Source organism: Desulfoluna spongiiphila (genome assembly GCF_900101345.1).
Classification (GTDB): Bacteria; Desulfobacterota; Desulfobacteria; order Desulfobacterales; family Desulfolunaceae; genus Desulfoluna; species Desulfoluna spongiiphila.
The window spans coordinates 16,073-28,495 of sequence record NZ_FMUX01000018.1; the positions used below are offsets into that span (position 1 = coordinate 16,073).

The following is a 12,423-nucleotide window of genomic DNA, read 5'->3' on the forward strand; positions in this document are numbered from 1 at the left end:
GCGAATGCAACCCATCCTGTTGATCGGCTCTGTTTACATTTCCAAATGGTAAATTCCGGGAAGGTTCCGATAGTCTTCGGCGTAATCCAGGCCATAGCCCACCAGAAACCCTTCAAGAATTTCGTGGCACGCATAATCCACCTGAACATCCATGGCGCGACGCTCCTTCTTGTCCAGGAACGCACACACCTTGACACTGCGGGCACCTTTGTCCTTAAGGTAGTTCACGATGAACTTAAGGGTCAGCCCTGTGTCCACAATATCTTCCACCACCAGAACGTCCATCCCGGTGACATCGAGGTCCAGCTCCTTGGTGACCGTAGTCGTCCCGGACGACTCGGCGCTTTTCCCGTAACTGGAGACACCGAGAAACCCGATTTGGACCGGGACCGTTATCTCACGAGCCAGGTCAGCCATAAAAATAAAGGCCCCTTTCAAGGCTCCTACCAGGGCCAGCTTCCCGCCCTTGTAGTCATGGGAGATAACCTCCCCCACTTCGGTGATACTTCTAGCGATCTCTTCTTTCGAAAGTACTTCAATAAGTTCGGACATTCTGATTACTTTATCATTACTTTATCGCTTGCGCTACACCTGTTTACAGATCGGCGTACGCAAGAGAGTGTGTGTTCACGCGTTATGAATCGGCGGTACCCAATGATAAACATCCGTCTCATGGCCGTATCGCAAAATCAACAGGATGTCAATCATTTTAAGCCATTACAGCCCGTTTTTCGCCAGATCCTCCACTGCCGCCCGCTGACCTTCCGTCAGGGTTTTCGGGAGGGAGACACCGATTCGAACAAACAGGTCTCCCCTGGCGCCCCCCTTCATTTCAGGCAATCCCTTGCCTGGAATTCGCATCTTGGTCTTGTGCTGGGTGCCGGCGGGCACCTTGAGATTGATCTCGCTCCCTTCCAGGGTGGGCACGGTGATGGTGGTCCCCAGAAGCGCTTCGGACACCCGGATGTCGGTGTCGTAAATCACGTTCTGACCGTCGGGAACAAATCCCCCGGACCCCGCCACACGAGACCGGATATACAGGTCCCCGGCGGGTCCGCCGTACCGGCTGGGTTCCCCCTTGCCGGTGAGTCGGAGTTTCTTGCCGTCCACAAGCCCTTTGGGAATGCGCACATTGATGGTGGACGCCCCCCGGCCCACGGAGAGGGAACGGGTGGTCCCGGTGAACACCTCTTCCACGGTCAACGTGATATCCAGGGTCTGGTCCTCGCCCTTTACCTGGCGCCGGCCCTGGCACCCCTGGCCGCCGCCCCGGCCGAACCCGCCGTTTCCAAAGCCACCGTTTCCGAAACCACCGCCGCCGCCACCGCCAAAGCCGAACTCCCGAAAGATATCCCCGAGATCAAAACCCCTGAAAATATCCTCTTGGCTGTAACGCTGCTGAAACCCTGAAGCCCCGTAGGTATCGTACTCCTTACGCTTGGACGAGTCGCTGAGCACGGCATAGGCCTCGCTGATCTGCTTGAACTTGTCCTCGGCGGCCTTGTCTCCCTTGGTCTTGTCGGGATGGTACTTCATCGCCAGCTTGCGGTACGTCTTTTTGATCTCGTCATCGGAGGCGCTTCGCTCAACGCCCAGTACTTTGTAGTAGTCCATATCGTTTGATCCAATCGCAAGAGCCCGGCACGGAAAGAAACCCTCTTCTCCCCAGGCGTCGGGCCATACGTTATTACCATGTTGTCACCCCGTTTGCTCACCTACCGGAGATCCAAACGCTTTCGATACAAGGAAAATAGGGCCAATGGCCCCGCGTGTCAAGGACGGCACCATATTCTTACTGCGCGCGCCCCTTGCGGCTGCTCAGGCGGTCCAGCCGAAGCCGCTGCCGGTCGTCAAACAGGCGCCTGGCCCCCACGGAGACGGCAAGGACCGCCCCGAAGCCCGTGCCCGCACTGATGATGAACATGATGAGAATCTGGTACTTCACGGCCTCCATGGGGGGACTGCCCGCCAGGATCTGGCCGGTCATCATCCCCGGCAGGCTCACAATACCTGCCACGGCCATGGCGTTCAAGGTGGGGATCATGGCGCTCCGAATGCTCTCGCGCCGGATCTGTCCCACGGCTTCCTCCCAGGTCTGCCCGAGGAGCAGGCGCCCCTCGATAACCGCACTGTCCCGCCACGCCGTTGACGTCAGGCGCTCCATGCCGATGGAGATACCTGTCATGGTGTTGCCCAGCATCATGCCCAGCAGGGGAATGGCATACTGAGGGGCGTACCAGGGATCGATGCGGATCACCGTGGAGAGCACCAGGCAGGTGATGGAAAACGAAGAGAGGGTCATGGCCGCCGTGCCCGTGGCAAACCCCCAGGGCCCTTTAAAGGAGCGGGTCTGGCGGCTCATCACCTCCCGGCCCGCCGTGGTCACCATCACCAGGGCGATGACGGCCAGAAGCAGGGGATGGGCGTGGTCAAAAAGGGTCTTGAGCACCATCCCCACCAAAAGGAGCTGACAGGTGGTACGCACCGCAGCCACGAGGATCTGGCGGGTCAGCCCCAGGTCCATGCGAAAGGAGAGCAGGGCCAGGGCCACCACCAGCAGGGCGGCAATGGACAGATCCACCGGAGAAAGAACGATGACCGGGTTCATCGGCACACCTCCCCGTCCGCGTCCCGCAGGACCCCGTCGGCGTCAAAGGAGACCACCCGCCCGGCCACCCGGTTGAGCTGGGCCATGGCATGGCCCACCCAGATCACCGGTGCCCGGCGCTTCCGGGCATAGGCAAGGATCAGCTCCTCCACCCGGCGGGTGCTCTCTTCATCCAGATTGGCCGTGGGTTCGTCCAGGAGCAGGGCCATGGGCTCCCGATCCAGAAGGCGCAAAAGGGACAGGCGCTGGCGCTCTCCGCTGGAGAGCCTCTTCACCGGCCAGGCGAGGACCTCCTCGCGCAGCCCCAGCACCTCAGGCCGCACCGTTTCCGGCGACAAAAAGTGTTCAGCCACCCCATCGGCCCACCAGGCACTCTCGCTGGGCAGCATGCCCACCGTCCGCCGCCACTCCGAAGCGGACAGCGCATCGCGGGCCGTGGCCCCCAGGGTCACCTGGCCGTCGTGGGGCTCCATGTCCGCCACGGCCCGCAGGAGCGAGCTCTTGCCGATGCCCGAGGGCCCTGAGATACCCACACAGGTCCCTGCAGGGACCGTGAGCCGCACCGGCCCAAGACCACGGATTGCCAGGTCGTCAATGATGAGGTCGCCGCTCTCCACTCACTGCCCTCCTTGCCTCTTGAGATGAATCATCAGAACCGACAAGGCCGCCGGCGTGATGCCGTCAATGCGGGAGGCCTGCCCCAGGGAGACGGGGCGCACCTCAATCAATTTGGCCCGGAGCTCGTTGGAGAGACCGTGCACGGCATCGAACGCGAAGTTCTCCGGGATGCGGATCTTCTCCAGGTGCTTGAATTTTTCTATCTCCGCAAGCTGGCGATCGATGTACCCCTCGTACTTCACCTCGATCTCCACCTGCTTTGCCACCCGGGGTTCCACCGGAGGATCGGCCGGGGCCACAGTGTTCACCACATCGTAGCCGACCTTGGCCCGCTTGAGGATCTGGTCAAGGGGCGCGCCGGTCTTAAGGGGCGCGGAGTCGCGTTCTCCCAGATAGGCGTTGATCTCAGCAGAGGGCTTGACCACCACCCGTCGGATTCGTCCCATCTCCCGGTCGATGGCCGCCTTACGCTCACGGACCTGCCGCACGGTGTCGTCACCGACCAGGCCCAACTCATGGGCCATCTCGGTGAGGCGGAAGTCGGCGTTGTCCTCGCGCATCATCAGCCGGTATTCCGCCCGGGAGGTAAAGATACGGTAGGGTTCCAGGGTCCCGCGGGTGATGAGGTCGTCCACCATCACCCCCATGTAACCCTGGGATCGGTCCAGCACAAAGGGGGACCGCCCCATCACCTTCAGGGCCGCGTTGACCCCGGCCCAGAGCCCCTGAGCGGCTGCTTCCTCGTAGCCTGAGGTGCCGTTGATCTGCCCGGCCAGAAAAAGACCGTCGACCTTTCGGGTCTCCAGGGAGGGGCGCAGCTGCACCGGGTTCACGTAATCGTACTCGATGGCGTAGCCGGGCCGGATGATCTCCGCCTCCTCGAACCCCGGGATGGATCGCACAAAGGGAATCTGGAGATCCACGGGGAGGCTGTTGCCCAGGCCGCTCACATACATTTCCCGGGTGTCGATCCCTTCGGGCTCCAGGATCACCTGATGGGAGACCCGGTCGGGGAATTTCACGGCCTTGTCTTCAAAGGAGGGACAATACCGGGCCGACACCCCCTTGATGGTGCCGCAGTACAGGGGAGACCGGGCAAGGTTCTCCATGACCACGTTGCGGGTGGCCTCGGTGGTGTGCCCGATGAAACTCGGCAGCTGCGGCAAAGGTGCGTGGGTGGAGGAAAAGGAAAAAAAGCAGGGGGTCTCGTCAGCCCGATGCTCCTCCAGCTGAGAGTAATCAATGGTATCCCGGTGAACCCTCGGAGGGGTCCCGGTTTTCATGCGCCCCATTTCAAGACCCAGGTCTTTCATGGATGCGGCCAGGCCGTACGCGGCAAATTCTCCGGCACGCCCCGCCTTGATGGCACACTGCCCCACATGGACCAGGCCGCTTAAAAAGGTACCGGCGGCGATGACCACGGCCCCGGCCTCGTACCCGAAACCGGTCTGGTCCACCACCCCTTTGACCGCGCCCCCTTCCACCACCAGGCGCTCCACCATCCCCTGCTTGAGGTGCAGGTTTGCCTGGCCTTCAAGGACCGCCTTCATGGTGCGATGGTAAATGTTCTTGTCGTTCTGGGTACGGGTGGAGTGGACCGCGGGCCCCTTCTTGGTGTTAAGGGTCTTGAACTGAATGGCCGAGGCGTCCGACGCCTTGCCCATCTCTCCGCCCATGGCGTCCACTTCCCGCACCAGGTGCCCCTTGGCCGTTCCGCCGATGGAGGGGCTGCACGGCATGGACGCCACCTTGTCCAGGTCTATGGCCAGAATCAGGGTGGAAAGCCCCATGCGGGCTGCGGCAAGCGCCGCTTCACACCCGGCGTGGCCACCCCCCACCACAATCACATCATATTTTCGTGTCGTTAATACCATCTCTTGCCTGCTTGTTTATCTGCCATAAGGATCAAGCGACCGGGAATCCATTTTCATTTCGACCTCTCCGGCCGTTCGATGTATGATGGCCTCTGCCGGGGGATACGCCCCAACACAAAAAGCCGGTTTTCACCGACTGTGCTCACCGGCAGCTCCGGGGCCCTGCATGGCGCAGGCGCCCGAAACGCCATCACATTTTACGCTCATCCCCTTAGTATATTATCGGGTTTCAAGCAAGGTCAATATGAACGCAACACAGGCAAAACGATACACCGATCTCAACAGCCACCTCAAGGAACGCTTCGGCAAACGGGTGCAGAAACTCACCGTGGACGCGGGCTTCACCTGCCCCAACCGGGACGGACACAACGGCACCGGCGGGTGCATTTTCTGCAACGAAAAAGGGTCCGGCACCGGAGCCCACCTGCTGGGCACCTCCGTCTCCGACCAGATCCGGCAGGGACGCATCGCCCTTTTCAAACGGTACAAGTCAAAGCTCTTCCTCGTCTACTTCCAGGCCTACAGCAACACCTACGCTCCGGTGAAACGACTGAAAGCCCTTTACGACGAAGCCCTGGCCTTTGACGACGTGGTGGGCCTGGCCATCGGCACCCGCCCCGACTGCGTGGACGAAGAGAAACTGGCCCTTCTGGATGCCTACTCCAAAGAGAAGCTGGTCTGGATCGAGTACGGTCTCCAGTCCGCCCACGACACCACCCTGGCCGCCATCAACCGAGGCCATGACGTGGCCTGTTTCAAAGAGGCCGTGGCCCTCACCCGAAAAATCGCACCGGAGGTCAAAATCTGCGCCCACATCATCCTGGGACTCCCCGGGGAGACACGGGACATGATGCTGGAAGGGGCCCGGCTCCTGGCGGACCTGGGGGTCGACGGGGTAAAGATTCACCTGCTGTATGTGGTGAAAGACACCCCCCTGGACAACCTCTACCTGAACGGGGGCTATACCTGCATGGAGGAGGACGACTATGTGGAGACGGTATGCGATTTCCTGGAGCTGCTTCCCCCGGAGATGGTAATCCAGCGCCTCACCGGCGACCCCCACCGCGACGAACTCCGCGCACCCCAGTGGCCCCTCAAAAAAGGAACAACCCTGGCGCGCATCCAGGCAACCCTGGAAGCCCGCGGCACGACCCAGGGGTCGCGGTACATGAAAAAGCCACAGGAATAACGGAAAAACTATTCAACTCTTAAACATCTGCCTCCGGCGGCAAGGTGTGCCACCTTGAAAGCAGGGTGCGAATGCGCTTTCCCCCTCGTGCCTCGGGGAAAATCACATTCGCATTTCATTCAGGGTATGTTGGAGAAATCTATGCAAGGCAGCTGTTTGTCAAACGTTTCAGATGCTTGCCCCCGGCAGGGCCGCCGGAGGAATAAGCGGAATACCTCTATCGATCCTGGCGGAGGGGGGGGAGCAACGTCACAGCCTGCCCCATCACAAGACGGTTTGGATTGCACCCACAATCTGATCCGTTGACGGTATCGCGCCATTTGCAGTCATCACAATGTGATGATGGCCGTCAAGGGGGGTGTAGCGATGCGGAACCGTGGAATAGAAGATGCCGACACTGGGCGTATGGGTTGAGACGGCCACGTTCCGAACCCCTGTATCCGGAGAAACCACAAGCCTGGCCCTGGCGATGAGATCGATGAGATCGTTCAGGGGCAAACAGGGCTGGACCGACACATTCCCTTTCCCGGTAAGATCGTCCAGAAAGTCACCTTTTTCATAGTCGTTTTGACCTTCCAGATAGATATGCCGGTAGTGGGGAAGCCTTTCGGAAGCGGTTTGAAGCACCTCTTTCATTTGTTGCTGAGGCAGTATCTTTGAGCGCATGGATGCCCCGTTAAAGTAGAGAATGGACGGGGCGGGATGGGAGGGGTCGAACAATGTCAGGTGGCTCGGATACCCGAAATCAAGGGGGCGCGAAGGATTGTGCCCCAATAACTTGAGCATATCCAGCATGCATTCCAGCTCGGGCTGAAAATCGGAACGAAACACCGCCATGTTGTAAAGGGCCCCGTAAAAATAGGATTTGTAGGGAAACCCGAACTTCAATGTTGCCTTGCTCAACAGCGTCATCCAGCGGGAACGGCTTGTTCCGGCAACATCAAAAATAATATCCTGGGGAGGCAGCTGCCCGAGGTCGCGAAAACGATCCTTCAGACTCATCTGCCTCTTCTGGTCCCTGGATGCCATGATGATCGTGGCGTCGGCAAGATCGGACGGTATGCCGTATCGATAATTTGCCACACCGACCAGGGTGATCTCGGCGTTGGGGAAAAATTTTCGCGCCTCGATCAGGAAGGGCCGGACAATGACCTGGTCCCCAAGGGCGGCGTGCCGAATAACGGCAATGTGCTTTATCTTTTCTGGCGAAAACCCATGCCTTATGAATAGGCGAGCTTTTTTTGACGCATACCCACCGCGCTGAAACCATAAATGATTCATGTCGAATTACCCAATGCACGTATCAATCACAACCGTTTAACACAACAGCTTCCGATATGGATACATCACACCAAACCAACTGCGGGCGGATTTCACCCGAACACCACACAAAACATTGATAACAGCGAAAAACACAAAGCGCAAGACATTCAACAAGCAGTGCTTGAAGGGAAAAGATGGTGCTGCGTATTGTCGGACTTTATGTCACCACACCCATAAAATCCGACAATACGTGCCAGAAGGGAATTCCTGAGAAGGGAAAAGAAAGGGTCAGGAGCTGCGTACCTGACAATTTTCCGTTGCGTGCCTTAAGCACCGGTCACGGGCAGCAGGTGGGCCATTTGTCGGCGGGTGCGCCAGGGCGACACCACAAAAGCAAAACTAAGTTCGCTTCAGGATACACCCCATCGCTTTGTTGGAGATTATAGGTAGGCGCCTTGGCTTTGTATATAGAGTAATGCATTCATTTACCTAGGGGATCCCCCCAGCCTGCCTCTTTGACTGCTGAGAGGCCTGAAAATAAAGCATACCAAACGCCCCAGAAACTTGAAATTCCCAGAGCCCCACCTTTACTACCCTTTGGTCAGCATAAAATCACCCACCACCAAACAGGCCGAACCGAACCCGAGACAAAAAGGAAAATCCCCCTGTCCCGGGCAAGTCATTGGCCCACCCCTTGTCGCCCGGGATCAAATCCGCTTGGCGATGGGGTAACGCCGCCCGCTTCCGAAGGCCTTGGCCGTGACGCGAAGCCCCGGGGCCGCCTGCTGGCGTTTGTATTCGTTGATCTCCACCCGCCTCACCACATCGGCCACCACGGCCGGGTCGTACCCCATGGCCTCGATTTCCGCGGGAGCCTTCACCTCCTCCACATAGGCGTGCAAAATGGCGTCCAGGACCTCATAGGGGGGCAGCTCATCCTGATCGGACTGGTCGGGCCTGAGCTCCGCCGAGGGCACCTTGTCGATGATCCGCTGGGGAATCACCTCCCCATGGCGGTTCACGTGCCGGGAAATGTCCCACACCAGTGTTTTGGGCACATCGGAGATGACCGCCAGGCCACCGTTCATGTCCCCGTAAAGGGTACAGTACCCCACGGCCAGCTCGGACTTGTTGCCGGTGGTGAGCACCAGGGCCCCGGTCTTGTTGGAGAGGGCCATGAGCAGGGTGCCCCGCACACGGGCCTGGATGTTCTGTTCGGTGACCCCGTGTTCCTCCCGGCAAAACACATCCGAAGCCCCGAGAAACGCATCAAACATGGGGGCGATGGGCACCACCTGGTATGCCATGCCGAGATTTTCCGCCAGGGCCCGGGTGTCTTCATCGTTGTCCGAGGAGGTGTACTCCGACGGCATGAAGATGGCCGAAACGTTTTCAGCCCCTAAGGCATCGGCAGCAACGGCTGCGGTCAGGGCTGAGTCAATCCCCCCGGAGAGCCCGATGACCACCTTTTTAAAACCGCACTTGGTCACATAGTCACGGGTCCCCATGACCAGGGCTCGGTACACCTCGTCCTCCACGCAGGAGGGGGCCTCGGCAATGCGCTGGGGGCTCTTCTCCATGGGCTCGAACACCAGGAGGTCCTCCTCGAACGAGGCGGCGCGGGCCGCCAGGGTGCCGTCGTTGTGGAACCCCAGGCTCGCCCCGTCAAACAGCAGGTGGTCGTTGCCCCCCACCTGGTTGACGTAACAGACAGGCACCTTGTACCGGCGGGCCACCGATGAGATGAGCGTCTCACGGAACGCAGGCTTGCCTGCGTTGAAAGGAGACGCCGAGATGTTGATCAGGAGCTCGGCCCCCTTTTCGCAGAGGTCGGCCACGGGATCCACGCGATACTTCCGGGAGGAAAACACCTCCTTGTCGTTCCACATGTCCTCACAGATGGTAATGCCCAGGCGGACCCCGTTCCACATGACGGGAAGGGATTCACTGCCCGGCTCAAAATACCGGCGCTCATCAAACACATCGTAGGTGGGCAGCAACCGCTTCCGGACCTTGTGGAGCACCCGCCCGTCCTCAAAGAGAAGGGCCGCGTTGTACAGGTTGTTCTCGCCGGGTTCGCCGTTTCTCTCCACGTACCCGAGAAGCACGGCAATGCCCTGAACCCGTTCCATGAGACGCTCCACGGCATCCAGATTGTCCGCAATAAAAGACCGCCGCTCCAGAAGGTCGCGCGGCGGGTACCCGCTCACGGCAAGCTCCGGAAAAACCACCAGTCGGCACCCGGCCTCACGGGCCTTGGCCGCAGCCGCTTCCATCTTGCGGCAATTGCCCTCAAAATCTCCGATGATCGGATTGATCTGCCCTGCTGCTATTCTCACCATATTCATGCATCCGTGCTTGTTCCGCTTTACCAGTCACACCCCGCCGTTGCAGAGCACCTATCCAACTGAATTTCCGACACATTTTTCAAGCGCCCTCGTTCATATCCCGGATAGTATCCCACCGCGTCATCGCGGTCAAACCCTATTCATACCAAGGGCTTGTTCCATGCACACCGGGGTATCTTTCCCAGGCGGGGTGTGCTATAGTCTCCAGCCGGTAATTCTTTCATGCAAGAGGCCGTATTTTATAAAAAAAGGAGCCCCAAGGGCTCCAAAACATCGACAGAGACTTCATGCACACCACAGCCCATCGTTTAAAATCAACAGCCATGGCCGTTACCGCCGGACTCCTTCTCCTTGCCGGGGCAAGCACCCTTATTCCCTGGACACAGGCCTCCGAGGCCAATGTCATCGGCTACCGATCCCTCTGCTCTTTTGCCCCCTTCTCCACCCTCATCTGCCTCATGGGAGCCAACGTCCTGCTGACCCTTCGAAAACGACTGACCCAGGTGCCAGAGGAGTAGGTGTGCAAAAAATCATCCGACTCTGCCTCATCGGGTCCCTCCACGCCACCTGCTACCTGTGGCTGATCCCCAGGGTGATCCTCCCCCGCTTCGGCTCCACCGGCTCCAAAGTCGCCGTGGCTTGCGTGGTGACCCTCTCGCTGATCCTGGTCACCCTCATGTTCCGGAAGAAAAAACAGCCGTAGAAAAAAACAAAAACATGCCTCCGGCGGCAAGGTGAGCCACCTTGAAAGCGGGTTGCCGCAGCGCTTTACCCCTCGTTCCTCGGGGTAAATCACAGCGGCATTCAGGGTTGGCCTGTGCATTTATTTTGGGGTAACGCCTTAGCTGTTCAGCTTACCTCCGCACGTCAGTTCTTTTAATCCTGTTTATCAAACTTTTCAAAAGCTTGGACACCGGCAGGGCCACCGGAGGCTTTTTCCTTGCCCTTTGGCAACAAAACACAGGCGTTAAAACTCTTCCAGCTCCGTGCGGATCGTATTGCGCACCCGGTTGACGATGGCCCCCAGCTCGCCCCTGCCGTAGGCCGTGACATCAACAGGGTCGTGGATGACAAGGGAAACACCCCCGGGCATCAGCTCCGTGCTCCCCTTGGGAAGAATCCTGCGGGTCCCTTTGATGGTCACCGGGAGGATGGGCAGGCCCAGGTCATGGGCAAACCGAAAGGCTCCTTTCTTAAAGGGTTTGAGACTTCCGTCATCGCTTCGGGTCCCCTCGGGAAAGAAGATGACGGAGGTGCCGCCCCGGACCTTTTCCCGGGCATGGTTGAGGGTGTCAACGGCCTTTGCGCTGTCCCCCCGATCAATAAAGATATGCCCCATGCTCTTGCAGACCCAGCCGATGAGGGGCACCTTCTCCAACTCTTTTTTCATCACCCACTTGATGTCCAGGCCCAGCCAGCCATAGAGCACATAGATGTCGTAGTGGCTCAGGTGATTGGCCACCACCACATAGGAGGACCCCTCCCGTATCTTCTCCCGTCCGCTGACGTCCACCCACATGGGGGTTACAAAGCTGTTGACCCGGGCCCAGAAGGCAGCAATGGTTTTCGACGCGACATTGGGGGAGACGGTGACAGAGAGAAGCACGGCCATCGGGGCCAGCACCAGGGTGGAGAGCCCCAGAAACGGTGCCACCACAAGCCAGCGATAGGGCCAGTACACGAAGCGCCCGAAGCGACCCCACACCCGGTCCCACGCGCACTCCACATTGCCGCCCAACTCCTCTGCGTATCGCCTGAGGTAGGCTTCCACACTGTTTTTTGTCCCGTTGCCAGATGCCATCGTTTCTCTCCCGACGGGGGGACCCGCCACAGAATAATCATTGGTAATAAGGAAACGGTATGCCCATTTCCGTAATCTTAGTTTTCTAAAAGCAAAAATATATTGGGAAAGGTGGCCGGGCTCCGCCTTACACCTTGTCCTTCACCTCATTCCAGAAGCTCTCCACCCCCTCTTTCCAGCCGGAAAGGTAGGTGTCGATAAATCCCTGAAACCGTTTCTGGGCCGTGCGCCCGGTGATGGCGAAACGATCGGACTGTTTTTTCAACACCTGTGAAAAGTAGTCCCCCAGGTGCTCGTCCTTGAACGGGTTGCTTCCCGGTGTCCATCCCAGGGCGTATTGCAGCTCCCTGTAATGGGCTGTGCGGGACCACTCCAGGCCCGCCCGTTTTCCCTCTTCAATGAAGTTGGCCTCAAACTCGGCCTTCTCCCGCTTCAGCCGCTCCACCACGCTGGACATGTCCAGTTCGTCGTGAATCTTCTGCCGAAGCGCCTCTTTCTTTCGGATCATGTTGGAGATCGAGCGCTGAAAAACCTGGGAAAAGTTCATGCTCGACCGCCACTCTTTCATGCGTTCGTACAGATCGTCCGGCACGCTGATCGTCACTTTTTTTGCCATGTGTACCCCCCAAATCGTCACATTTTATCCCCGTACAACCTGCCACACCCCCTCAATACGTGTCAATAAAACAATACGTACTGCCTGTGCAACTACGTACCGGCCC

12 protein-coding genes are annotated in these 12,423 nt (G+C 58.9%); 3 read left to right on the plus strand and 9 right to left on the minus strand.

The annotated features are described in order from the left end of the window. Window positions 1–33: 33 nt before the first annotated feature. From hpt to mnmG, 5 genes are all read right to left on the minus strand, one after another. Entirely contained in the window at window positions 34–552 is a 519-nt protein-coding gene (gene hpt / locus BLQ12_RS19910) for a hypoxanthine phosphoribosyltransferase (protein ID WP_092213380.1), read from the minus strand. Window positions 553–717: 165 nt separating this feature from the next. Further along, window positions 718–1,614 carry a DnaJ C-terminal domain-containing protein gene (locus BLQ12_RS19915; RefSeq protein WP_092213382.1) on the minus strand — a complete coding sequence of 299 codons (897 nt, stop codon included), beginning with the start codon at window positions 1,612–1,614 and terminating at the stop codon, window positions 718–720. Window positions 1,615–1,792: 178 nt separating this feature from the next. Beyond that, entirely contained in the window at window positions 1,793–2,608 is an 816-nt protein-coding gene (locus BLQ12_RS19920) for an ABC transporter permease (protein ID WP_092213383.1), read from the minus strand. Beyond that, complete coding sequence (locus BLQ12_RS19925; RefSeq protein ID WP_092213385.1) at window positions 2,605–3,225, minus strand: ABC transporter ATP-binding protein; 621 nt, start codon at window positions 3,223–3,225, stop codon at window positions 2,605–2,607. The genes BLQ12_RS19920 and BLQ12_RS19925 overlap by 4 nt, the downstream gene beginning before the upstream one ends. Next, entirely contained in the window at window positions 3,226–5,100 is a 1,875-nt protein-coding gene (gene mnmG, locus BLQ12_RS19930; protein WP_092213387.1) for a tRNA uridine-5-carboxymethylaminomethyl(34) synthesis enzyme MnmG, read from the minus strand. Between the two features lie 244 nt (window positions 5,101–5,344). Here mnmG and mnmL point away from each other — a divergent pair, with 244 nt between their 5' ends. Further along, window positions 5,345–6,289 (plus strand): tRNA modification radical SAM protein MnmL/YtqA, encoded by a 945-nt coding sequence (mnmL, locus tag BLQ12_RS19935; RefSeq protein WP_092213389.1) that lies wholly within the window; start codon window positions 5,345–5,347, stop codon window positions 6,287–6,289. Between the two features lie 264 nt (window positions 6,290–6,553). On the opposite strand, the gene BLQ12_RS19940 is transcribed toward mnmL, so the two are convergent. Further along, window positions 6,554–7,570 carry a glycosyltransferase family 9 protein gene (locus BLQ12_RS19940; RefSeq protein ID WP_092213391.1) on the minus strand — a complete coding sequence of 339 codons (1,017 nt, stop codon included), beginning with the start codon at window positions 7,568–7,570 and terminating at the stop codon, window positions 6,554–6,556. Window positions 7,571–8,259: 689 nt separating this feature from the next. Then, on the minus strand, window positions 8,260–9,894 hold the full coding sequence (locus BLQ12_RS19945; RefSeq protein WP_254782090.1) for an NAD+ synthase: 1,635 nt from the start codon (window positions 9,892–9,894) through the stop codon (window positions 8,260–8,262). A gap of 293 nt (window positions 9,895–10,187) precedes the next feature. Between BLQ12_RS19945 and BLQ12_RS19950 the strand changes: the two genes are divergently transcribed. Further along, a complete protein-coding gene (locus BLQ12_RS19950; protein ID WP_092213393.1) occupies window positions 10,188–10,418 on the plus strand; it encodes a hypothetical protein in 231 nt (76 codons plus the stop codon). Window positions 10,419–10,420: 2 nt separating this feature from the next. Further along, window positions 10,421–10,603 carry a hypothetical protein gene (locus BLQ12_RS19955; protein ID WP_092213395.1) on the plus strand — a complete coding sequence of 61 codons (183 nt, stop codon included), beginning with the start codon at window positions 10,421–10,423 and terminating at the stop codon, window positions 10,601–10,603. 264 nt (window positions 10,604–10,867) lie between these two features. Here BLQ12_RS19955 and BLQ12_RS19960 read toward each other — a convergent pair whose 3' ends face one another. After that, the gene (locus BLQ12_RS19960) at window positions 10,868–11,701 is read right to left on the minus strand and encodes a lysophospholipid acyltransferase family protein (protein ID WP_092213397.1); all 834 of its coding nucleotides are present in this window, start codon (window positions 11,699–11,701) and stop codon (window positions 10,868–10,870) included. Between the two features lie 127 nt (window positions 11,702–11,828). After that, entirely contained in the window at window positions 11,829–12,317 is a 489-nt protein-coding gene (locus tag BLQ12_RS19965; RefSeq protein WP_092213399.1) for an AF_0619 family ribbon-helix-helix protein, read from the minus strand. Window positions 12,318–12,423 lie beyond the last annotated feature (106 nt).

Coding starts and splice junctions, on each gene's coding strand:
- hpt (WP_092213380.1), bottom strand. CDS start 552: ATGTCCGAACTTATTGAAGTACTTTCGAAAGAAGAGATCGCTAGAAGT.
- BLQ12_RS19915 (WP_092213382.1), bottom strand. CDS start 1,614: ATGGACTACTACAAAGTACTGGGCGTTGAGCGAAGCGCCTCCGATGAC.
- BLQ12_RS19920 (WP_092213383.1), bottom strand. CDS start 2,608: ATGAACCCGGTCATCGTTCTTTCTCCGGTGGATCTGTCCATTGCCGCC.
- mnmG (WP_092213387.1), bottom strand. CDS start 5,100: ATGGTATTAACGACACGAAAATATGATGTGATTGTGGTGGGGGGTGGC.
- mnmL (WP_092213389.1), top strand. CDS start 5,345: ATGAACGCAACACAGGCAAAACGATACACCGATCTCAACAGCCACCTC.
- BLQ12_RS19940 (WP_092213391.1), bottom strand. CDS start 7,570: ATGAATCATTTATGGTTTCAGCGCGGTGGGTATGCGTCAAAAAAAGCT.
- BLQ12_RS19945 (WP_254782090.1), bottom strand. CDS start 9,894: ATGGTGAGAATAGCAGCAGGGCAGATCAATCCGATCATCGGAGATTTT.
- BLQ12_RS19950 (WP_092213393.1), top strand. CDS start 10,188: ATGCACACCACAGCCCATCGTTTAAAATCAACAGCCATGGCCGTTACC.
- BLQ12_RS19960 (WP_092213397.1), bottom strand. CDS start 11,701: ATGGCATCTGGCAACGGGACAAAAAACAGTGTGGAAGCCTACCTCAGG.
- BLQ12_RS19965 (WP_092213399.1), bottom strand. CDS start 12,317: ATGGCAAAAAAAGTGACGATCAGCGTGCCGGACGATCTGTACGAACGC.